Raw genomic sequence first — 20,787 nt, forward strand, 5'->3', positions numbered from 1 at the left:
GTGCTTGGAGAAGGACCCGCCATGCCTACGCCCCCTGACGCCGCGCCCCACGGGCTCGCCGACGACGTCTTCGTGTTCGAAGCCCCCTTCTCCCTCTTCGGCGTCCCCGTAGGGGGCCGGATGACGGTCCTCCGCCTGCCGGACGGCGGGCTGTGGGTGCACTCGCCCGTCGCCTTCACGCCGGAGCGGAGGGCCGCCGTGGAGGCCCTGGGGAAGGTGCGCTTCCTCGTCGCCCCCAACCTCTTCCACCACCTGCACCTGCCGGACTGGGCCGCGGCCTTCCCCGACGCCCGGGTGGTGGCGCCCGCAGGGCTGCGCGCGAAGCAGCCGGCGCTCAGAATCGACCAGGAGCTGGAGGACACGCCCGACCCCGCCTGGGCCCCCGTGCTGGACCAGATGCACGTGCGCGGCATGCCCCAGCTCAACGAGTTCCTCTTCTTCCACCGCCCCAGCCGCACGCTCCTCGTCACCGACCTGGCCTTCCACTATCCGCGCGCGGTGGGCTGGAAGCTGCGCGCGTACCTGTGGCTGGACGGCGTCCTGGGGCGGTTCGCGGCCCCGCGCTTCCTGCGCCTGTTCACGAAGGACCGGGAGGCCGCGCGCGCCGCGCTCCAGCGTGCGCTGAGGTGGGACGTGGAGCGCGTCGTCGTCTGCCACGGCCAGGTGCTGGAGCACGGCGGCCACAAGGCGCTCCACGACGCCTTCACCTGGCTGTAGGGCGCGGTACACCCAGCCCCCGCGTCACGGGGCAGTGTCGCCTGCTGCACTCCACGCCGCGCTGCGCTAGAAGGGAACCTCCTTGTCTTTCCTGAATTCCCCCCAGGAGGTTCGTTCCATGCGGTCCATTCTTTCGTCCGTGGGCGCGGTCGCGGTGTGCCTCGTCGCGGGCTCCGCGTTCGCCAACTCCACCGGCATCAGCGGGCGCAGCGGCAAGCAGAGCGTGTCCTGCACCGCGTCCGGCTGCCACGGCGGCGGGGCGAGCACCCCCACCGTGACGCTGGAAGGGCCCACGGCGCTGACGGCGGGCCAGACGGGTCAGTACTCGCTGGTCATCACGGGCGGCCCCGGCGTGAAGGCGGGCATGAACGTGGCCACGGACGGCGCGACGCTGACCGCGGGCTCGGGCACGAAGCTGCTGAACGGTGAGCTGACGCACTCGCTGCCCAAGGCCTTCACCAGCGGCTCCGCGCGCTTCGACTTCTCGCTGGTGGCCCCGGCCACCAACGGCACCTACAAGGTCTACGCCGCGGGCAACTCCGTGAACGGCAACGCCGAGTCCACGGGCGACTCGCACGCCAACGCGACGCTGGACGTCGTCGTCACCGGCGGCACCGACCCCGTCCCCATGGAGGAGGACAAGGGCGGCTGCTCCGTGGCCACCAGCGGCGCGCCGGCGGCGCTCATCGCCGTGTTCGTGGCGCTGGCCGCGCGCCGCCGCCGGAAGAACGCGCAGGGCTGACGCCCGGCTGCCCTCCGGCCGTGCCCGGGGGGTGGGACGACAGCGCGAGGGCGGGCGGCCTACCATCGCCCCCCTTGATGCGACCAAGCCCCCTCCTGACCGCATTGTTCGTCGCGGGATCGCTGGCCTGTGCCTCCGGTTCCGCGATGCGTCCCACCCTGTCCTCGGGCACCACGCCCGTCGCCGCGGCGCCCAGGCCCGCGCGTGACGCGGGCGCCCTGCGGGTGATGACCTTCAACATCCAGTCCGGCCTCGGGGGCCTGGAGGGGGTGGCGGACGTCATCCGCCAGGAGGGCCCGGACGTCGTCGCGCTGCAGGAGGTGGACGTGGGCTCCACGCGCGCGCACGGCGAGGACCAGGTGGAGCGGCTGTCGGCGCTCACCGGCCTGAAGTACCGCGCGCACTTCGGCACCACGCGGCTGTACGGCGGCGCGTACGGCATCGCGCTCCTCTCGCGCTACCCGCTGGCGTCGCTGGCGCAGTACCCGCTGCCCACGCCGAAGGGCGCGGAGCCGCGCACGCTGGCGCACGCCGTGCTGGACGTGGACGGGCGCGAGGTGAGCGTCTACGCCACGCACCTCATCCGCCGGCCCTTCAACGGCGCGGCGCGCGTGCGCCAGAGCGTCTTCATCTCCCAGTTGTTGGCGAAGGACTCCCGGCCCCGGCTCCTGATGGGCGACCTGAACGACGACCCGGACTCGCGTCCGGTGCGCCTGTTGCGCCGCCAGCTCCAGGACGTGGCGCGCGCCACCCGCTCCGACGGGAAGGGCACCTACCCGATGCCGCTGTTCCTGCCGTCCTTGCGCATCGACTACGTGATGGCGTGTGGCGCGTTCACCCCGGTGTCCACGCGCGTGCTGCGCGTGGGCGTGTCCGACCATTACCCCGTGGTGGCGGACCTGCGGCTCCAGCCCGCCGCCGCGCCCGTCGTCGTGGCCCCCGCGGGCGCGGCGCCCGCCGTCACGGCCGCCGCGGAGCGCTGAGTCCTTCCGGGCCTGCTACGGGGCCGCGGTGGGCAGGGTGAAGCGGTAGAGGACCTCCAGGTCCCCCTTGCTGAAGCCCTTGAGGACCTCGTGGTGGATCTCCTTGCGGCCGCTCAGGTACGCGAGGCCTCCGGCGGCGAAGCCCATCACGGCGAGCTCGAAGTAGACGTGCGGCCGGGGCACGCCGGTGATGCGCAGCTCCACGGTGTCGCCCTGCAGCTGCGCGGTCAGGTCGCCCTCGGTGAAGTAGCCCTTCCAGATGCCGGGGGTGAAGAGGGCGAAGCGGCGGAAGTCGTCCTTGCCGAACATCGTCTTGAGCTGGCCCTGGCTCAGCGCGTACTCGGCGGACTTGATGCCGTATTGCCAGTAGGCCTTGGTGTCGCCGCCGTAGAAGCGCTGGGTCATGGCCTCGTTGAAGCGCAGGAAGGCATCCGCCGGGATGCGCGACACGGGCATGATGAGCTGTCCGAAGATGGGGTCCCGCTTCGCCTGCTCCGCGACGAAGGCCTTCCATGCCGGTTCGCCGAAGGCCTGCACCATCATGGTCTGCCGTGCCAGGAATGCGACGCCTTTGACATCCATCCGTATGCCTCCCACCGGCCGCTCCGGGTTCGCCGCGGACCCCGGCCGGGTGTCTTTCGCATTGTGTCTCCGAGCCCCCCTCCCGGGCGATACGCATCGTGACAATTCACCGGGTCGTCCGTCGGGCCCAACACGGTGAAACCTGTTATCGCGGACACAGTGCTTCACTGAAGGTGTATCCGGGGCGGCGGGATGTCCGGTGCAGGACTAGGTTCCCGACGGTGCGGCCCCTTGCCCTCCTTCCCAGACCCGGTCGTGCGCGCCGGGCGCTGCTCCTGTGCGCGGGCGTGCTCACGGGCGGTGTGTTCGGGCTCGCGTGGTGGGTGGACCGCTTCGGCCGGCGCGAGCACGTGGGTGGCGCGGACGCGCTGGTGGTGCTGGGCGCGCGGGTGCTGCCGGGCGGTGTGCCGTCCGGTGCGCTGGTGGCGCGCGTGGAGCAGGCGGTGGCGCTCTACCACCGGGGCGTGGCGCCGTGGCTGCTGCTGTCCGGCGGAGCGGGCGCCCATCCACCGTCCGAGGCGCGCGTGATGCGCGAGCTGGCGGTGGCGGCGGGCGTGCCCGCGTCCGCGTGCGTGCTGGAGGAGGACAGCCACTCCACGCAAGGCAACGCGCGGTTCAGCGCGCGGCTGCTGCGGGAGCGCGGGGCGCGCCGCGTGGTGGTGGTCTCCGACCCGTATCACCTGCTGCGCGCGCGCCAGTGCTTCCGGCGCGAAGGGCTGGAGGTGGCCACCAGTCCGGCGCGCATCGCCGGGCGGATGCGCGCGTGGGACCGGGCGTACTGGACGGTGCGCGAGGCGTTCGCGCTGCTGCTGCACCCGCGCCTCCTGCTGGCGCGGGCACCGGGCGGGCGCTGAGGCTTCAGGTGCCCGACGCGGGGGCTTCCGGCGCGGGGGTGTCCAGCTTGAGGAGCACCTTCTCCAGGACGCGGAAGAGGGCCTGGCGGTCCTCGGGGTCGAGCATGCCCATGACGACGCCCATCGCGCGGTGCATGGAGCGGTCGAGCTTGGCGAAGGTCTGCTTTCCCTTGTCGGTGAGCCGGCAGCGCACGACGCGTCGGTCGGTCTCTCCGCGTTCGCGTTGCAGGTGGCCTTCACGTTCCAGCCGGTCCACGACGCCGGTGACGGTCTTCTCGGTGACGCCCAGTCGCTTGGCCAGCTCGCCCATGGTGAGCGAGCCATCCAGGCCCAGCCACAGCAGGGCGTGCACCTGGGGCGGCGTGAACTGGAGCTGCTCGCAGGTGCTGGCGATGGGATCACGGAGCGAACGGCGACGGCCCAGCGAGAACATCAACTCCTGGATGCGGTCGACGTCCTTCGAGAGCGCTTCATCCTCTTTATGGATATTCCGTGACACAGAGTATTCATTAGCGGCGAGGTGCGTGCGGGTCAACTTGTAGGCTGCGAAGGACACCCGGAGGTGCGTGCGATGCGACGTGCATGGTGGGGGCTGTTGCTGGCGTGGGTGTCGGTGTCGTCGGCGCGAGCGGAGGAGGTGCTGGTGTTCGCGGCGGCGAGCACGACGGATGCGCTCCAGGCGCTCGCGCCCGCGTTCCAGCAGGCGTCGGGGCACCGGGTGCGGTTCGCGTTCGGCGCGTCGAGCGACCTGTCACGTCAGGTGGTGGCGGGGGCTCCGGCGGATGCCTTCCTCTCCGCGGACGAGGCGAAGCTGGACGTGGTCGACCGGGCGGGGCTCGTGCAGGCGGGCTCGCGTGTGGACCTGCTGTCCAACCGGCTGGTGGTGGTGGTGCCGGTGGGCTCCATGGCGAAGGTCGCCGGGCCGGCGGACCTGAAGGGGCTCAAGCGGGTGGTGCTGGCGGAGCCGGCGGCAGTGCCAGCGGGCGTGTACGCGAAGGCGTGGCTGACGAAGGCGGGCGTGTGGGCGGACGTGGCGCCGCGAGTGGTGCCGGCAGTGGACGTGCGGGCCGCGCTGGCGGCGGTGGAGGCGGGGAGGGCGGACGCGGGCGTGGTGTACGCGACGGACGCGGTGGGCTCGAAGAAGGTGAGGGTGGTGTTCACGGTGCCGGAGGCGGACGCGCCGCGCATCGTGTATCCGGCGGCGGCGCTGACGCGGGGCAAGGCGCCTGAAGCGGGGCTCGCGTTCGTGCGCTTCCTCCAGACGGAAGGCGCGCGGAAGGAGTTCCGTCGCCTGGGCTTCCTGGACGCGAGCGCGGCGAAGGCCGAGTCACCGGATGCGGGCAAGGGGCATCCCTCGCCGTGATGGATGAAGGACTGACAGGGCTGGTGCTGTTCACGGTCGCGGTGGCGGCCCTGTCCACGGCGCTCATCCTGGTGCCGGGCGTCGCGGCGGCGTACGCGCTCGCGCGTTGGAAGGGGCCGGGGCGGGGCGTGGTGGAGACGGTGCTGGCCCTGCCGCTGGTGCTGCCTCCGACGGCGGTGGGTCTGGTGCTGCTGGAGTTGCTCGCGCGGGACTCGGTGCTGGGCCGGCTGCTGGATGCGATGGGCGTGGAGGTGGTGTTCACACCGAAGGCGGTGGTGCTGGCGAGCGCGGTGATGGCGTTCCCCCTGCTGGTGCGCTCCGCGCGCGCGGGCTTCGAGGAAGTGGATCCACGGCTGGTGGCGGTGGCGCGCACGCTGGGGGACACGCGCACGCGGGCCTTCTTCCGGGTGACGTTGCCGCTGGCGTGGCGCGGGGTGCTCACGGGCGCGCTGCTCGCGTTCTCGCGGGCACTGGGTGAGTTCGGCGCGACGGTGCTGGTGGCGGGCAACATTCCAGGACGCACGCAGACGCTGTCCCTGGCCATCTTCCAGCGCACGCAGGTGGGGCAGGACGCGGAGGCGCTGAAGCTCGCGGGCGTGGCGGTGGTGCTCGCGTTCGGGGCCATGTACGTGACGGAAGTGGTGACGCGGCGGCGCGGGGCCCGGGGGCTCGCGTGATGGAGCTGTCGCTGCGGCTGCCCCTGGCGCGCTTCACGCTGGAGGTCGAGGCACGTTTCACGTCCGCGTCGGTGGCGGTGCTGGGACGCTCCGGCTCCGGCAAGACGTCGCTGCTGGAGGTGCTCGCGGGCCTTCGACGGGGCGCCTCCGGACGTGTGGTGCTGGATGGCCGCGTGCTCCTCGACACGGCCTCCCGTATCGACGTGCCTCCCGAGTCCCGGCGCATGGGCTACGTGCCTCAGGACGCCTTGCTCTTCCCGCACCTCACCGCCGGACAGAACGTGCGCTTCGGCGTGCGCGCCGGACGGCCATCGCGTGTGGACGAAGCCGTGCACCTGCTGGAGCTGGAGCCGCTGCTGCACCGCTACCCGGTGACGCTGTCCGGAGGCGAGAAGCAACGGGTCGCCCTGGCGCGGGCGCTCGCCACCAACCCCGCGCTGCTGCTGCTGGACGAACCCCTGGCCGCGCTGGACGTCGCGTTGAAGGAACGCGTGCTGCCGTATCTCTTGCGCGTGCGCGACGAGGCCCGCGTGCCCCTGCTGTACGTCACCCATCAGCTCGGCGAAGCACGGGCCCTGGCCCGCGAGGCCCTGCTGCTGGATGGCGGCGCCGTGAAGGCCGTGGGCCCCGCGGACACGGTGCTGGGCACGGTGGCGCGCGGCCTGCTCACCGGTGAGCCCGAGGAGAACATCCTCGAAGGCGCGCTGGAACATCCCGAGTCCGGAGGCACGCGGCTGCGCATCACGGAAGGCCTTTCACTCTGGGTGCCGGATGCGCCGGAGCTGCCTCACGGCACCCGCGCCGCCTATGCCGTGCCGGCCGAGGACATCCTCCTGTCCACCGGACCCCTCACCGGCGTCTCCGCGCGCAACGTGCTCGAAGGCACCGTGACGAAGCTGGAGGACGCGGGAGCAGGGGAGTGCGCGACCCACGTGGACGTCGCGGGCATCCACTGGGTGGTCCGCCTCACGCACGCCGCCGTGCGCGAGCTGTCCATCACACCGGGCCTGTGCGTGTACCTCGCGGTGAAGTCCTCCGCCTGCCGTCGCCTAGCGGGCAGGGCTTCCTAATCCCCTTCAGGAAAGTTACCGAAGGTTGAGGGAGGGTGATGCCCAGCAGGAACTCCGTTACTTCACGGGGGATTAGTCAACGGGAGTGGCGGTCGGCGCGAGCCTCACCGCGCCACCCTGCCCCTACATGGGCTGCTCTATGCTGCTCCTTCCCGGTCGGGTGCTAGAGCCCAGACCCGCAGCGAGGGCATTGATGGGCGGCAAGTTCACCGAGAGCTACAATCGCTTCCCCGACGGGCGCCGCGCTTGGATGTTCCAGGCTTCCGACGAAGCTGGCTGGAACTTCGAGAAGCTCTTCGCTGCCCTGCCAGGCAGTGAGGTAGCGGTGCAGATGTGCGGCGACCGCTGGGTAGGATCAGCCTCAAGCCGCAAGCGTATTCGGGAGGAGTTCCAACCCGGCGACCTCGTGTTTCTCTACCAAGCGGAGTCCCAGAAGGCGGTGGTCGGCCTCGCACGCCTCGCCTCTCACGGATATGCGCAGCGCTGGAAAGGCATGCCCAAGGGCAAGGGCACCTTCTTCGACCTCGACTGGTGGATGCGCACTGTTCCTTTACCGTACAAGGCCTTCAAATCGGATCCAGTGCTCGCGGGCATGGAGAAGGCTCGGATTGCCCAGGGCACTATCTCCCGGGTATCGGAAGCGGAGGCAAAGCGGCTACTTGCGATCATCGCTCTCGATGCAGGACAACGAGCACAGGTCGAGCGGGAATGGCGATTTCCGGCTAAGAGTGGCGGACTGGCCACACCAACCCCGAAACCCAGCAAAGCGGGTGGTCGCGAAGATGATCCAGTGGTTCGTCGTGCTATCGAGGAGCACTCGATGCGCATCGCACAAAAGCACTACGAGGCTCTCGGCTACGAGGTGGAAAACACTGCCTCCACTCAACCATTCGACCTGCGATGTCGCCGAGATGCAGAGGAAGTGCGCGTGGAGGTGAAAGGGACGCGCAGCGATGGCGGGGCCGTTGAGCTTACGGCCGCCGAGGTGAAGAACGCTCGGGGCAGCGGGTGGCGCACCGACCTCTTCATCGTGGCGAAGATCCGCGTGGAGTCGTCGGCTACCGCTCCGGCCGCACACGGCGGGCAGTTTCGGAAGATCGAAGCGTGGACCCCGAATGACGAGGATCTGCTCCCTACTCACTTTCGGTACACCCCTCCGCGTTAGGGGCGAGAACCAAGTCCAATTCCGTTCTCTCTGGGCATCCTCCCCGCCCACCCTTCGGCAATTTTGCTGAAGGGGATTAGTCCCCGCGCGCTTCGGCTTCGAACCGCCGATGCGCGGCCTCCATCCGCTCCAGCGCTTCCCGCAGGCCGCGCTCGATGTCCTCGCGCTGGGCCTGCACCAGGGCCTCCGGAAAGCCCATGCGCTCCAGCAGGTTCAGCTGCATGTAGAACTCCTCGCACTGTCGGCGGCCGCCCTTGCCATCCAGGTACTCGCCTGCCCGCAGGAGGAAGTCTCCCCAGGAGATGGACCCGTCACGGTGGCGAAGGAGCAGGCTCGCCAGGTGGTCCGCGTCCTCCACGTCCCGCTCCTCGACGGTGAGCAACCGCGGAAGGCCCGGCATGTCCAGGAGCAATCCGTGCGCCCTGTCGAGCTCGGGCACCGTGCACAGCTCCAGCAACCAGAGTGGCGGCGCATCCAGCTTCATCACCCAGGCATCCGCCCAGGCAATGAGCTGCCGGAGCCCCACCAGCCCCGTCCTCACCATCACCGCGATCCGCGCGACGGCGACCGGGTCAAACGGCGTGCCGTCCCTCATCGCTTCGCTCCCGGCTTCTTCGCCGCCCCCCGCCCCGCCGGCTTCGCGTGGTAGCCCTCCACGCGCATGCCCAACTCATGCACCACGGACATCGCGGTGTCCTGCGGGATGCGCGTGTCCTTCAGCTTGTTGCGCGCGGGGTCGAGCACCAGGCCCGTGGCGCCGGAGAAGTCCGTCCGGGTCAGCGTGCAGCCGCGGAAGTTGCTGCCGGTGAGGTCCGCGCCGGTGAAGTCCGCGTCCGTCAGGTCCATGTCGAAGAAGTTCGCCTCCCGCGCCACGCAGCGCACGAAGGACGTCTGGCGCAGGCCCACCCCCACGAACGAGCTGTACGGCATGCCGCACTCCTCGAAGTTCACCTCCGGGTTCGCCGCCACGCCCGTCCAGTCGATGCCCATCAGCTTCGAGCCCTCGAAGCGCACGTCCCGCAACCGGATGGCGTTGAAGTTCGCGCGCGTCAGGTTGCAGCCCTGGAACACGCACGCCTCCAGCAGCGTGTCCTTCCACCGGCCCTCCTGCAGCTCGCAGTTCAGGAAGGTGCACCGGTAGAACTCCTTGTCGCCCAGGTCGACGCCCTGGAGGTCCAACCCCTCGAACGTCTCCCGCTCGAAGGAGTCCTCCTGCTGGAGCCGCTTCACCACCGCGCTGTCGTCCTGGGCCATGCCCGGCGTTATACCGACCCGCGAAGGACCCGGCGACAAGGGCCGGGTCCTCCACGGCCTTCACGCTACTTGGCCACCAGCACCAGCACGCCGCGGCCGCACAGGCTGTAGTTCGTGGCCTCGCCGCCGAGCGCGGTGACCGGGTTGAGCAGCACCTGGTCCACGCCCAGGCTCTCGCTCCACGAGCAGGTGTCCGTCACGCGGTACCACTGCTTGCCATTGCCCGGCCACGGCAGCGAGAAGTTCACGGCGGCGGACCAGCCGTTGTACGCGACGTAGATGGCGCCCACCGTCTCACCGGAGAACTCCGACGCGTCGATGCGGTAGGCCAGCGCGTGGTTGCTCGCGCTGTTGAAGTACGTCGCGTCCGGAACGAAGCCGTCCGGCTTGAACCAGCGGTGCTGCTCCATCACGTTCCCGTTGTTGTCGTTCGTCTTGTAGAACTCCGCCGGACGCAGCGCGGGGTGCGCCTTGCGGAACGCGATGAGGTTCTTGGCGAACAGGCGGAAGTTGGACTGGTCCGCGCTCCACGCGTAGTTCAGCCAGTTCGCGTTCGAGTCCAGGTTGTACGCGTTGTTGTTGCAGTACTGCGTGCGCAGGAACTCGTCGCCGCCCGTCAGCATGGGCACGCCCGCGCTCAGCATCAGGAACGCCAGGCCGTTGCGCGCCGCCTGCCGCTGGAGCGTCGCGCTGCCGCCCTGGTCCCAGCTGTGGTTGCTGTCCTCGCCGCCGTCGGACGGCCCCTTGGGCCACGCCTGGGTGTTGTCCTTGCTGTTGCACGAGTACAGGTCCTTCAGGGTGAAGCCGTCGTGGGCCACCATGAAGTTCACGGACGCGGCCGGCTTGCGGCCGTCATCCGAGTACAGGTCCGACGAGCCCGCGAAGCGCGTGGCCAGGTCCGCCGGCGTCACGTTCTCCACGCCCAACTGGTTCTGGTCCTTGCGGAAGGTGTCGCGGAACGCGCCGTTCCACTCGCGCCACTTCGCCGGGAAGTTGCCCACCTGGTAGGAGTTGCCGCCAATGGCCCACGGCTCCGCGATGAAGTCCGTGCCCGCGCCGCCCGCCTCCGGACGCGGATCCAGCTGCGTGGTGATTTGATTGAGCGCCGTGTTCGGGTCGTCGCGGTTGTATTCGTAGCCCGGAGTCGTGGCCGTCTCGTGCTCGTAGATGTTGCCCAGCACCGACGCCAGGTCGAACCGGAAGCCGTCCACGCCCAGCGTGTCCTTCCAGTACGACAGCGAATGGAGGATGACGTTGCGGGCCGTGGGGTTGCGCGTGTTGAAGTTGCCGCCCACGCCCGTGTTGTCCCAGTTGAACTTCATGTCCTTCGTGAGGCTGTAGTACGTGGGGTTGTCCAGGCCCCGGTACGACATGACGTTGTACGTGCTGGGATCGCCGCTCACCCAGCCGCCGCCCTCGCCCGTGTGGTTGTAGACCACGTCCACCAGCACCTTGATGCCGGCGTCGTGGAACGCCTTCACCATGCTCTTGAACTCGCGCGTGGGGCCGCCCGGCGTCTGGTCGCACGCGTAGCGGCGGTCCGGCGCGAAGTAGCTGAGGTTCATGTAACCCCAGTAGTTGTCGCCCGCGGTGGTCGCGACCGTGTCGTTGTTGCCGTTGTCCGTCTCGTGCAGCGGAAGGAACTCCACCGCCGTCACGCCCAGCGCCGCCAGCTGCGCGGCCTTCTGGCCCGCGGTCTTGTAGGTGCCCAGACAGGCGGCATCCAGCCCGGAGCCGGTGTCCTGCTTCGTCAGGCCGCGCAGGTGCACCTCATAGACGACGTCGTCCTTGAAGGCGCGCGTGGGCTTGGTGCCGGTGGCCGTGGTGTCCGGCGGAAGCACGATGCTCTTGGGCGCGTACGGGCCGCTGTCCTTGTAGCGGTGCGTCGGTCCGGACGCGAACACCGTGGCGTCCGCGTTGCTGGGGTTCACCGGGTCGTGCGACAGCTCCAGCGCGTACGGGTCCCACAGGAGCTTGTTCGGGTTGAAGCGGTTGCCCGAGGTGTCCACGTCCGCGATGAAGCCCGCCGCGTTGTTCGTCTTGGTCCAGCTGGCGTCGTACGGCCAGTTGGGGCCCCACGCGCGGTAGCCGTAGTAGACGGTGCCGGTGACGCCGTAGGTGTTCTTCAGCGTGGAGACGGAGACGGACTTGGACCAGACGTTGGTCGTCGCGTTCTTCGTCATCACGTACTTCACGACCTCCTGCGCACCCAGGGCCGTCTTGTAGATCCACACCTCGATGCGCGTGGCGCGCGACGAGTACACGTTGAAGTCGATGTTGGCCTGCGTGGCGTCGTACTTCGCGCCCAGCGTCCAGGTGAGCAGCTCCTGCTTGCTCTGCCCGGTGTCCTCCACGGCGGGCGCGGCAGGGGCGGGGGCTTCGTCAGGCGTCTCGGAGGCGGCGCAGGAGACCAGCACCGACGCGAAGCCCGCGGCGACGAGGGGATGCCACCGCGTGAGCCAGGGGCTCCGGCGGTGACGACGGGGAGGGGTCATCATGGATGTGGCTCCAGACGCGGCAAGCGAGGGTCACGACCGCTGCAAGGCCACCGGGCCCGCGACTGCCCGGGGCCGTCCGGTTCACCACCCCCACGGCGGTCAAGTCAACCGCACGTCCCCCCACCCGCGCCCCTCCACGCGCCCCCGTACAACGCCGGACATGGCCCGGTGCGTCAAGGCGCCGGGACGCAGGTCTTGCTGGCCCCACACACCAGGTCGCGAGCGCAGTCCTCGTTGCCCACGCACCGGATGCCCTCGGTGCAGTCGTAGCCGCTGCCGCCACTCAGGCCGACCACCTTGAAGGCGCTGGCGGTGATCTTCTCCGTCATCGCCTGGTTGCCGATGGTGCCCTGCAGCTTGTGGGTCACGTTCACGTTGGAGCTGTTGGTCGCGACCGACGCCTGGATTTCGAAGGGCTCCGTCACGGAGTTGATGGCGTCCCGGATGTTGAGGGCGATCTGCGTCGAGGTCGTGTTGTTCTCCACGAGCACCCGCTGGTTGTCGGCGTTCTTGAGCTTTCCATCGCGGTCCACCTCGAAGGTGATGGTGGTGATGCCGTCGCTGATGGTGAACGTCTCCCCGTCGTTCATGTTCGCGCTGGAGGAGGCCGTGATGATGCCCGTCGCCGCCTGGAGCGTCTTCGTCTTGCAGTTGGCGCTGCACGAACCGCAGGTGGCGGTGTTGCCGTCGTCGCAGACCTCGTTCGCGTTGTTGGCGTCCTTCACGCCGTCGCCGCAGACGTTGCCCTGGAGCGACAGGACCTCCTGGCAGTCCTTGCTGCACTTCTGGCAGCTCGCCGTGCCGTAGGGGCAGGCGCCCTCCGTGGTGGTGTTGCCGTCGTCGCAGGCCTCGTGGTCCGGGTCCTTCACGTTGTCGCCGCAGACGTTGCCCTGCGCCGTCAGCACCTCCTTGCAGTCGAAGCGGCACACCTGGCAGCTCGCCGTGCCATAGGGGCAGGAGGTCTCCGTGGTGGTGTTGCCGTCGTCGCAGACCTCGTTCGCGGCGCTGGGGTCCTGCTTCTTGTCCCCGCAGACGTTGCCCTGGAGCTCGAGGATCTGCTGGCAGTCGTTGCTGCACTTCTGGCAGCTCGCGACGCCGTAGTCGCACGCTGTCTCCGTCTTCGTGTTGCCGTCGTCGCAGACCTCGTGGTCCGGGTCCTTCACGCCGTCGCCGCAGGTGTTGCCCTTGCGCGGCAGGCTCTCCTTGCAGTCGAAGCGGCACACCGTGCAGTTGGCGGTGCCATAGGGGCAGGCCTCCTCCGTCTCGGTGTTGCCGTCATCGCAGGCCTCGTTCGTGGGGTCCTTCACCAGGTCGCCGCAGACGTTGCCCTTCAGGTCGAGCGCCGCCTTGCAGTCGCCGCTGCACGCCTGGCAGCTCGCGGTGCCGTAGTCGCACGCGGTCTCCGTCTTCGTGTTGCCGTCGTCGCAGGCCTCCGGGCGGTCCGGGCCGTTGACGTTGACCACGGTGTCGCCGCAGACGTTCGGCTTGCAGGTGCCCAGGCAGTCGTCGTCGTCGTTCGTGTTGCCGTCGTCACACTGCTCCTTCGCCGCCGTGTTGGTGACGCCGTCGCCGCAGGCCGTGGGGGTGCAGTCGACGTCGCAGATGGCGGAGTTGGGCCCGTCGTCGCACTGCTCGCCCGCCGCGGTGTTGAGGAACCGGTCGCCGCAGGCCGCGGGCGTGCAGTCCGCGTTGCAGGTGCGGGAGTTGCCCGCCGTGTCGCACAGCTCGCCGCGCGTCGTGTTGGTGAAGCCGTCGCCGCAGAAGGCGATGGAGCAGTCCGCGTCGCAGGTGGGGCTGTTGGCGGGGCCGGGGTTGTCGCACTGCTCGCCGGCCGACGTGTTCACCACGCCGTCGCCACAGGCGCGCAGCGTGCAGTTGGCGTTGCAGAAGGCGGACTCGCCCTTGTCGTCGCACAGCTCGCCCGCGGTCCGGTTCACGATGCCGTCGCCGCAGACGCGCACGGTGCAGTTGAGGTTGCAGGTCGCGGACTCACCCTTGTCGTCGCACTGCTCCTCGCCGTCGCGGACGCCGTTGCCGCAGCCTTCCGCCGAGCGGCAGTCCGCGCTGCACCCGTCCTCGCTGACGTTGTTGCCGTCGTCGCAGATCTCCCCCTTGATGGTGTCGAGGACGCCGTTGCCGCAGGTCTCGTCGGACTTGCAGTCGGAGCTGCACCCGTCGCCATTGGAGTTGTTGCCGTCGTCGCACTTCTCGCCCTTGGCCGTGTCCACGTAGCGGTTGCCACAGCTCTCCTGGGAGCGGCAGTCCGCGCTGCACCCGTCGCCGCTGACGGTGTTGCCGTCGTCGCAGCGCTCCTCCTTCGAGGGGTCGGTGTACTTGTTGCCGCAGACCTCGGTGGACAGGCAGTCCGCGCTGCACCCGTCGCCGGAGGTGTTGTTGCGGTCGTCGCACTTCTCGCCCACGGCCGTGTCGACGACGCCGTTGCCGCACAGTTCGTTGGACAGGCAGTCCGCGCTGCACCCGTCGCCGTCGACGGTGTTTCCGTCGTCGCACTTCTCGCCCCTGGCCAGGTCCACGACGTCGTTGCCACACGTCTCGTTGGACTGGCAGTCGCGGCTACAGCCGTCGCCGTCCACGACGTTGCCGTCGTCACACTGCTCGGTGTCCTGGATGACGCCGTCGCCGCAGTCCGTGGAGATGCAGACGTCCTGGGACGCGGCGCACTTCAGGCCTTCCGGACAGACGAGCCCGGAGGCGCAGTCCACGGTGGTGGGCTGGAAGCACGAGGTGAGGAGCAGCAGCGGCGCGGCCACGAGCAGCAGGGCGCGCGCCACGGAGGAGCCGCCGGAGAGCGGGGAGGAGGGGACGCGTGTCATGCGGAAGACCTCAGAAGCGGAACGTGGCCACGGCACCGCCCGAACCCGCGCCGAGGAGCGGCGTGACCTGCACGGTCGCCGCCTCCTGGCCCGGTTCGATGCGGTACGGCTTGGGTTGGTTGAGGACGGCGAGCACCGCGCCGGTGACGAGCACCGCGCCGCCCACGGCGTACCCGGCGATGGCGCCGGTCTGCAGCAGGTTGCCCTGGGAGCGCTCGTCGGCGACGGCGGTGGGCGGCACGCAGCCCCCGCATTCGGCGATGCCCGACTCGAAGGCGCGGAAGTGGTCGCGGGACTGGAGGTGGAGGAAGGCGCTGCCGCCCGCCACGGCCACGCCCGCGCCCATCACCAGCCAGGGCATCGCGGCGGACCAGCGGCGCTTGTAGCGGATGAGGTCGTCGGAGGTGAAGAGCTTCAAGTCCAGCGTCGTCGTCTCACCGGGCAGGAGCGTGCGGCTCTGGTCGCTGGGCACGAAGCCCGTCATCGTCGCGACGATGCTGTGCGCGCCGGGGCGCACCAGCCCTTCGAAGCGGCCGGGGGCCACGAACAGCGGCTGGCCGTCCATCGTCACCGTGGCGCCGGGCGTGGCGCAGGTGATGTCCACCCGCGCGAGCTGCTTCTCCACCAGCGTCTTGTAGTTGCGGGCGTACTCGAACTTCTCCTTCTCCAGCGGCGCCGGCCCGAAGCGCAGCGCCGCCACCAGGTGCTCGTGCACCTCCACGGGCTGGTCCAGGTTCATCAGCGCCAGCGCGAGGTTGTAGTGGATGGCCGGGTGGTCCCAGCGCGCCAGCGCCTGGCGGTACTTCTCCACGGCCTGCACGAAGATGGACTCCTTCAAGAGCGCGTTGCCTTCACCGAACAGCGCGAGCGACGCGTCCTGGTCCGTCTTGGAGATGCCCTTCGCCCAGGGGCGCTCCTCCGAGCCGGTCGAGCCGGTCGAGCCGGTCGAGCCCGCCAGCGAGCCCTCCAGCGTGTCGCTGGCCTGCTCCTCCTGGGCCTTCGGCGCGGGGGGCGGGGGCAGGGGAAGGGACTCGGAGAGGGGCGCGTCCGTGGGCGCCGCGGCGGGCACCTGCGCGGCCTCGGCGGCGGGCTTGCGCCGGCGCTTCGACGCGGTGCCGGACAGCTTCGTCGCGCCCGCGGCCTTCGGCGACGTGGACTTCTTCGCCGTGGTGGACTTCTTCGCGGTGCCCGGCGTCTTCACGCCCGTCTTCCGCGCGCCCCGGGACGTCTTCGTCGTGCCCGTGCGTGGCGCCGGCTCCTGCGCCCACGCGGGCACGGTCTCCAGCGCCAGCAGCACCGACAACACGACCGCGGACCTGCTCATCAGCCTGTTCACGTTGCTTCTCACTTCAGGACCTCGATGACCGGACTGCCCAACTGGGATTGCAGGCGGGAGACGCGCTCCTTCTCCCGCTTGAGCAACGTGGAGAGCTCTTCCGCCGCGCGGAGGGCTTCCTCGCGGGCGTCGCGGGCGGAGTCGGCGCTCTCCTCGGCGCGCTTCTTGGCGAAGCGGGCGCGCAGCTGCGCCTCCTGGGCGCGCTGGAGCGCGGACACCAGTTCGTCGTTCTTGCTGAGCAGCTCCTGGTTGGCCAGCGCCACCTGCGCGTTGGCCGCCTCCGCCTCCTGCTGCGCCTTCTGGCGCTCCAGCTCCTTGGCCTGCACTTCGGCCAGCCGCTGCTTGGCCTCGGCCTCCGCGCCGCGGGCGTTGGACTCCGCGGCGCGCGCGATGATTTCGGCCGCCGTCGCCGCCTGGGCCTGCTTCTCGGCCTCCTGCTGCGCGTTGCGGATGACGACGAGCGCCACCACCGCCGCCACCACCAGGAGTCCCAGGAACGTCGCGCTGCCGATGAGCAGCGCCCGCTTCAGCCGGCGCCCCTTCTTCTCCTGCGCGAACACCGCCGTGAGGAAGTCCTGCTGCAACCGGGGCAGCTCTCCCCGGTAGCGCCGCTGGAAGCGCTGGGCCTCCTCCACCAGCTCACCGCGCCACAGGAGGTGCGCGTCGAAGTTCTTGCCCTGCCACTGCCGGGCCGCGTTGCGCAGCTGCTCCAGGAACGCGGAGTCCTCCTGGCCCTCGTCCAGCCAGCGCCGCAGCGTGGGCCAGCTGTGCAGGAGCGACTCGTGGACGATCTCCACCGTCGCGCCCGTGGCGCCGCCGCCGGTCTGCACCACCAGCAGGCGCGCCTGCACCAGGTGGTCGATGAGGCGCTGCATCTCGCCGGTGTCCTTCGTCAGCTCGCGCAGCTCGTCCAGGGACACGATGGCGCGCGTGCGCTCCGGGGTGACCAGCCGCAGGAAGAGGGCGCGCACCAGGGTGCGCTCCTGCGGGGACAGGCTCTCCAGCACGCTGTCCGCGTGGCTGGCCAGCGCGCCCGCGATGCCGCCCATGGCCTGGTAGGCGCTCTCCGTGAGCAGCCGGTTCGTGACGTCGCGTGCCTCCCACAGCTGGGTGGCGGCGAACTGGAGCAGCGGCAGCGCGCCCTGGCTGGCGTCCAGGTGCTCCAGCATGCTGGCCACCATCGCGGGGCTCTCGAACTGGTAGCCCGCGCGCTCCGCCGGCTGCACCAGCGCGTCCTTCAGGCCCTCGCGGGCGGGCGCGGTGAGGAAGTAGAGCCCCTGGCTGAGCTCCGCCATGAAGCGCTCGTCCTCCGGCACCCGGTCCAGGAAGTCCGAACGGATGGAGAGGATGACGCGGATGGGCGTGGTCGCGTCGTCCGCGATGCCGGACAGGCACGCGGTGAAGGCCAGCCGCTCCTGCGCGTCCGGCACCAGCGTGTACAGCTCCTCGAACTGGTCGATGAAGAGGAGGATGCGCCGGCGCTCCCGCCGCGCGCGGCTGCGCAGCACGTTGCCCACGTAGCCGGGCTCCGCGCGCAGCCGCTCCACCAGCCGCTGCTGCTCCTGGAGGTCGTCCTCGATGGTGGTGGAGGAGCTCATCAGCGGCGCGACGATGCTGGCCAGCGCCGACAGGGGGTTGCGCCCGGGGCGGATGACGAGCGCCTCCCACGGCGTGCCGGAGCGCTTGAGCACGGGCACCAGGCCCGCGCGCACGAACGACGACTTGCCCGTGCCGGACGGGCCCACCACGGCCAGCAGCGGCCGGTCGTTGATGCGGTTCACCAGCGCGGCGATTTCCCGGGTGCGGCCGAAGAAGCGGTCCGCGTCCGCCTCCTGGAAGGAGCTGAGGCCCGCGTAGGGGCTCTCGTCCACGCGCAGCTCGCGGCTCATGCGCCCGGGGAGGAAGGGCTCCAGCGCGCGCAGCAGCGAGGCCGCGTCCGGGAAGCGGTCCTCCTTGCGCTTGAGCAGGCAGCGGTCCACGACGGCCGCCAGCTCCTGCGGGACGTCCGGCGCCATGCTCTTCAAGAGCGGCATCGGTTCATCCAGCATGCCCGTCACCATCAGCTGCGGACCGCGCAGCGGATCCAACGGGTGCTTGCCGGCGAGCATGCGGAACAGCATCAACCCCACGGCCCAGATGTCCGTGCGGTTGTCCACGGCCACCCCGATGCCCCACTGCTCCGGGGACATGAAGGCCATGGTGCCCATGATGGCGCCCTTGCGGGTGAGGTTGGACACGTCCTCGCCCATGCCCTCCACCGAGTGCAGGCGCGGCTGGGCCTGGGGACCGCCCGTGGGGGCCTCCACGGGTTCGTCGCCCTGGAGCACCTTGGCGATGCCGAAGTCGAGCACCTTGATGGCGCCCGAGTCCGTCACGACGATGTTCTCCGGCTTGAGGTCGCGGTGGACGATGCCCTGCTCGTGGGCGCACTCCAGCGCCCTCACCACCGGCACCATCAGCTCCACCGCGCGCGCGGGCGGCAGGCGCTGGTTGCCCAGCACCTTCGTCAGCGGCTTGCCCTGGAGGTACTCCAGCACCATGAAGGGGCCGCCGGGGAACTCGCCGACCTCGTAGATGATGACGATGTTCTCATGGCTGCACCGCGCGGTGGCGCGCGCCTCCAGGATGAAGCGCCGGGTGATGTCGGCGTCCTCGCTGTGCAGGAACTTGATGGCCACCCGGCGTCCCAGCCGCACGTCGCGTGCGAGGAACACCGTGCCCATGCCGCCGGAGCCCAGCTCGCGGATGAGCTCGTAGTGCTGCAGGCGCATGCCCGGGCGCAGCGCGTGGCCCTGGATGGAGGGCCCGGTGTCGTTGCCGGTGTCACCCGTGCCCGAGCCGGTGACGGGACGCGACGGCCCGTCCCAGGTGGACGAGGACCCCGTGTTGGACGCGCGCGACGGCGGCTCCACGGGCGCGGGCGCCGCTCCGAAGAGCGACTCCACGTCCGCGGCCTGTGTCCGGTCCGTCAGGTCCGAGGACACACCCGTCACGCCCACCGCGGAGGGACTCCGCCGCGCGGCACCTGCTTCGTTCTTCATCATGTCCGGCCACTTTTCCCGCGACGCATTCACAGCCATGGAGCGACCCGGGCGGATTTGCCCGGTGCATCCGTGCGCTGGGTACAGCCCCCCGGCCCTGCCACCACGGAGCGAAATCATACACGGACACTGGAGCGCGGACACTTCACGGCATTCCCCACGAGGCGTGTCTGTTTTGACCTTGGGAAGCAGGAAGGCAGACGGGCGGATGGTTCAACAATGTGTGACAGGCGTGCTCCGCGCATACGGAGAGTCATTGACGCGGCCGCGCCTGACGGCCCCGCGGAGCGCGTCACACCGTGGCGACTTTCCATAACGGCGGAATTGTTCCAATGACGCGCATGGTCAATGGAGGGAGCCGTCAGAGGGAAAATCCCCCTGTTCCAGTAAAAATCCAATCAATCTGTTTTGCTTGATTGAAACAAGGAATCCATGGTTATTTGGATTCCCATGGTTCCTCCCGTTCCGACCCAGACTTCCGCTCCCGGTCCTTCGCGTGGACGAGGTGTCACCCGGGTGCTGGTGGGAGCAGGCCTGGTGGTCGTGGTGGCCGCCGTGGGGCTGCTGTGGCGCGGCGGTGATGCCGCACAGGCGCCCTCCACGACGGCCGCTCCCGCGAAACCCACCCAGGCCGGGGGCTCGCATGGTGGTGGCGGTGGCGCGGGGAAGGCGTCCTCCGGCGTGGAGGAGGCGGAGGCCGCGGAGCGCCGCTTCTCCGACCAGACGTGCTTCCCGGAGCTGGCGCGCTTCAACGACGGCGTGACGATGGAGACCTTCCGGGACTGGGCCGCGCCGCTGCTCGCGTCGAAGGACCCGCTGGTCCGCGACTACCTGAAGTCGAAGCTCGCGGAGCTGATTGGCGACGACGCGGGGAAGGCGGGGCAGGTGGTGGACTGGGCCCGGGACGCGCAGGGCGCGGAGTTCAAGGTGCTGCTGTCGGGCCTGCGCGAGTCGGACGCGGTGCAGCGGCCGCAGGTCGCCGCGCGGCTCTTGGAGGCGGGGCTGGACAAGGGGCTGCCCCTGGAGCGGCGCGCGGGCATGCTCTCCGCGCTCGACTCGCAGAAGCGCCTGACGCCGGACGCGATGGACCGGATGGCGGAGTTCGCGCGTGACCCCGCGTCCGCCGAGGCCGGCTGGGCCGCCACCCGCACCCTGGGCCGCGTGATGACGCGCGAGTCGGAGAACCTGGGCGACGCGTCGCCCTACCTCGACCGGCTCATCACCATCGCCACCGATTCACCGGACGAGCAGATCCGCCACCTGGCCCAGACGGCGCCGCTGCACACCTCGCCCGTGCTGGACGCGAAGACCACGGACCGCTTCGCGCGCATCCTTCAGAGCGAGGGCAACGAGGACGGCCGCGACGCGGCGGCGCAGGTGCTGGCCATGTCCTCCGACAAGGAGCGCGTGCTGAAGCTGTTCACGGACTCCTTCAACCGCGAGCAGTCCGTGTGCGTGCGCTGGGCGCTGTTCCGCTTCTCCGCGCGCGTCGCGGGCCGGGACGCGCTGCCCGTCATGGCGCGGATGGCGACCGTGGACCCTCGCTTCCAGCCGCTCTACGGCATCTTCGAGATGCTCTACGCGCAGGGCAACGTCGACTTCATCCGCGTCTGGAACGAGCTGCCGGACCAGAACCCCTTCGGCTGCATGGACCGCCACCAGTAGGAGCCC

At 70.1% G+C, this 20,787-nt stretch carries 17 protein-coding genes; 9 read left to right on the forward strand and 8 right to left on the reverse strand.

The window, feature by feature from the left end; genetic code table 11:
* The first annotated feature begins 21 nt into the window (after window positions 1–21).
* The 3 genes from AABA78_RS11285 to AABA78_RS11295 all read left to right on the forward strand — a co-directional run bounded on the left by AABA78_RS11285 (window position 22) and on the right by AABA78_RS11295 (window position 2,442).
* Window positions 22–717 (forward strand): DUF4336 domain-containing protein, encoded by a 696-nt coding sequence (locus tag AABA78_RS11285; RefSeq protein ID WP_338262960.1) that lies wholly within the window; start codon window positions 22–24, stop codon window positions 715–717.
* Window positions 718–835: 118 nt separating this feature from the next.
* Window positions 836–1,459 (forward strand): MXAN_6652 family MXYO-CTERM-anchored protein, encoded by a 624-nt coding sequence (locus tag AABA78_RS11290; protein WP_338262961.1) that lies wholly within the window; start codon window positions 836–838, stop codon window positions 1,457–1,459.
* Window positions 1,460–1,605: 146 nt separating this feature from the next.
* Window positions 1,606–2,442, forward strand: coding sequence for an endonuclease/exonuclease/phosphatase family protein (locus tag AABA78_RS11295; RefSeq protein WP_338262962.1), 837 nt, complete (start codon window positions 1,606–1,608; stop codon window positions 2,440–2,442).
* Window positions 2,443–2,457: 15 nt separating this feature from the next.
* Here the strand turns inward: AABA78_RS11295 and AABA78_RS11300 are convergent, their stop codons facing one another.
* Window positions 2,458–3,024, reverse strand: coding sequence for a hypothetical protein (locus AABA78_RS11300; RefSeq protein WP_171417578.1), 567 nt, complete (start codon window positions 3,022–3,024; stop codon window positions 2,458–2,460).
* Between the two features lie 221 nt (window positions 3,025–3,245).
* On the opposite strand from AABA78_RS11300, the gene AABA78_RS11305 reads away from it, so the two are divergent.
* Window positions 3,246–3,878 (forward strand): YdcF family protein, encoded by a 633-nt coding sequence (locus AABA78_RS11305; protein ID WP_338262963.1) that lies wholly within the window; start codon window positions 3,246–3,248, stop codon window positions 3,876–3,878.
* Between the two features lie 4 nt (window positions 3,879–3,882).
* Here AABA78_RS11305 and AABA78_RS11310 read toward each other — a convergent pair whose 3' ends face one another.
* Complete coding sequence (locus AABA78_RS11310; RefSeq protein WP_338262964.1) at window positions 3,883–4,377, reverse strand: MarR family winged helix-turn-helix transcriptional regulator; 495 nt, start codon at window positions 4,375–4,377, stop codon at window positions 3,883–3,885.
* Between the two features lie 72 nt (window positions 4,378–4,449).
* Between AABA78_RS11310 and modA the strand changes: the two genes are divergently transcribed.
* The 4 genes from modA (at window position 4,450) to AABA78_RS11330 (ending at window position 8,153) form a co-directional block, all read left to right on the forward strand.
* Window positions 4,450–5,241, forward strand: coding sequence for a molybdate ABC transporter substrate-binding protein (gene modA, locus AABA78_RS11315; RefSeq protein WP_338262965.1), 792 nt, complete (start codon window positions 4,450–4,452; stop codon window positions 5,239–5,241).
* Entirely contained in the window at window positions 5,241–5,918 is a 678-nt protein-coding gene (modB, locus tag AABA78_RS11320; protein WP_338262966.1) for a molybdate ABC transporter permease subunit, read from the forward strand. The genes modA and modB overlap by 1 nt, the downstream gene beginning before the upstream one ends.
* Window positions 5,918–6,988 carry a molybdenum ABC transporter ATP-binding protein gene (modC, locus tag AABA78_RS11325; protein ID WP_338262967.1) on the forward strand — a complete coding sequence of 357 codons (1,071 nt, stop codon included), beginning with the start codon at window positions 5,918–5,920 and terminating at the stop codon, window positions 6,986–6,988. The genes modB and modC overlap by 1 nt, the downstream gene beginning before the upstream one ends.
* Before the next feature lie 193 nt (window positions 6,989–7,181).
* Window positions 7,182–8,153: a protein NO VEIN domain-containing protein gene (locus AABA78_RS11330; protein WP_338262969.1), complete on the forward strand. Its 972-nt coding sequence runs from the start codon at window positions 7,182–7,184 to the stop codon at window positions 8,151–8,153.
* A gap of 76 nt (window positions 8,154–8,229) precedes the next feature.
* Here AABA78_RS11330 and AABA78_RS11335 read toward each other — a convergent pair whose 3' ends face one another.
* From AABA78_RS11335 to AABA78_RS11360, 6 genes are all read right to left on the reverse strand, one after another.
* On the reverse strand, window positions 8,230–8,748 hold the full coding sequence (locus AABA78_RS11335) for a hypothetical protein (RefSeq protein ID WP_338262971.1): 519 nt from the start codon (window positions 8,746–8,748) through the stop codon (window positions 8,230–8,232).
* Window positions 8,745–9,407, reverse strand: coding sequence for a pentapeptide repeat-containing protein (locus tag AABA78_RS11340; protein WP_338262972.1), 663 nt, complete (start codon window positions 9,405–9,407; stop codon window positions 8,745–8,747). The genes AABA78_RS11335 and AABA78_RS11340 overlap by 4 nt, the downstream gene beginning before the upstream one ends.
* Before the next feature lie 65 nt (window positions 9,408–9,472).
* Entirely contained in the window at window positions 9,473–11,905 is a 2,433-nt protein-coding gene (locus tag AABA78_RS11345) for an alpha-amylase family glycosyl hydrolase (RefSeq protein ID WP_338262973.1), read from the reverse strand.
* Window positions 11,906–12,078: 173 nt separating this feature from the next.
* The gene (locus AABA78_RS11350) at window positions 12,079–14,739 is read right to left on the reverse strand and encodes a DUF4215 domain-containing protein (RefSeq protein WP_338262974.1); all 2,661 of its coding nucleotides are present in this window, start codon (window positions 14,737–14,739) and stop codon (window positions 12,079–12,081) included.
* 10 nt (window positions 14,740–14,749) lie between these two features.
* Entirely contained in the window at window positions 14,750–16,063 is a 1,314-nt protein-coding gene (locus AABA78_RS11355; protein ID WP_338262975.1) for a peptidase associated/transthyretin-like domain-containing protein, read from the reverse strand.
* A gap of 20 nt (window positions 16,064–16,083) precedes the next feature.
* The gene (locus AABA78_RS11360) at window positions 16,084–19,119 is read right to left on the reverse strand and encodes a serine/threonine-protein kinase (protein ID WP_338262976.1); all 3,036 of its coding nucleotides are present in this window, start codon (window positions 19,117–19,119) and stop codon (window positions 16,084–16,086) included.
* Between the two features lie 513 nt (window positions 19,120–19,632).
* On the opposite strand from AABA78_RS11360, the gene AABA78_RS11365 reads away from it, so the two are divergent.
* Window positions 19,633–20,781, forward strand: a complete 1,149-nt coding sequence (locus AABA78_RS11365; RefSeq protein WP_338262978.1) for a hypothetical protein — start codon at window positions 19,633–19,635, stop codon at window positions 20,779–20,781.
* Window positions 20,782–20,787 lie beyond the last annotated feature (6 nt).

This window comes from Corallococcus caeni, from assembly GCF_036245865.1.
GTDB classification, from domain to species: Bacteria; Myxococcota; Myxococcia; order Myxococcales; family Myxococcaceae; genus Corallococcus; species Corallococcus caeni.

Excerpts from the sequence above, each read along its gene's own strand:
- AABA78_RS11285 (WP_338262960.1), top strand. The coding sequence starts at position 22 with ATGCCTACGCCCCCTGACGCCGCGCCCCACGGGCTCGCCGACGACGTC.
- AABA78_RS11290 (WP_338262961.1), top strand. The coding sequence starts at position 836 with ATGCGGTCCATTCTTTCGTCCGTGGGCGCGGTCGCGGTGTGCCTCGTC.
- AABA78_RS11295 (WP_338262962.1), top strand. The coding sequence starts at position 1,606 with ATGCGTCCCACCCTGTCCTCGGGCACCACGCCCGTCGCCGCGGCGCCC.
- AABA78_RS11300 (WP_171417578.1), bottom strand. The coding sequence starts at position 3,024 with ATGGATGTCAAAGGCGTCGCATTCCTGGCACGGCAGACCATGATGGTG.
- modA (WP_338262965.1), top strand. The coding sequence starts at position 4,450 with ATGCGACGTGCATGGTGGGGGCTGTTGCTGGCGTGGGTGTCGGTGTCG.
- modB (WP_338262966.1), top strand. The coding sequence starts at position 5,241 with ATGGATGAAGGACTGACAGGGCTGGTGCTGTTCACGGTCGCGGTGGCG.
- modC (WP_338262967.1), top strand. The coding sequence starts at position 5,918 with ATGGAGCTGTCGCTGCGGCTGCCCCTGGCGCGCTTCACGCTGGAGGTC.
- AABA78_RS11330 (WP_338262969.1), top strand. The coding sequence starts at position 7,182 with ATGGGCGGCAAGTTCACCGAGAGCTACAATCGCTTCCCCGACGGGCGC.
- AABA78_RS11335 (WP_338262971.1), bottom strand. The coding sequence starts at position 8,748 with ATGAGGGACGGCACGCCGTTTGACCCGGTCGCCGTCGCGCGGATCGCG.
- AABA78_RS11340 (WP_338262972.1), bottom strand. The coding sequence starts at position 9,407 with ATGGCCCAGGACGACAGCGCGGTGGTGAAGCGGCTCCAGCAGGAGGAC.
- AABA78_RS11345 (WP_338262973.1), bottom strand. The coding sequence starts at position 11,905 with ATGATGACCCCTCCCCGTCGTCACCGCCGGAGCCCCTGGCTCACGCGG.
- AABA78_RS11350 (WP_338262974.1), bottom strand. The coding sequence starts at position 14,739 with ATGACACGCGTCCCCTCCTCCCCGCTCTCCGGCGGCTCCTCCGTGGCG.
- AABA78_RS11355 (WP_338262975.1), bottom strand. The coding sequence starts at position 16,063 with ATGAGCAGGTCCGCGGTCGTGTTGTCGGTGCTGCTGGCGCTGGAGACC.
- AABA78_RS11360 (WP_338262976.1), bottom strand. The coding sequence starts at position 19,119 with ATGATGAAGAACGAAGCAGGTGCCGCGCGGCGGAGTCCCTCCGCGGTG.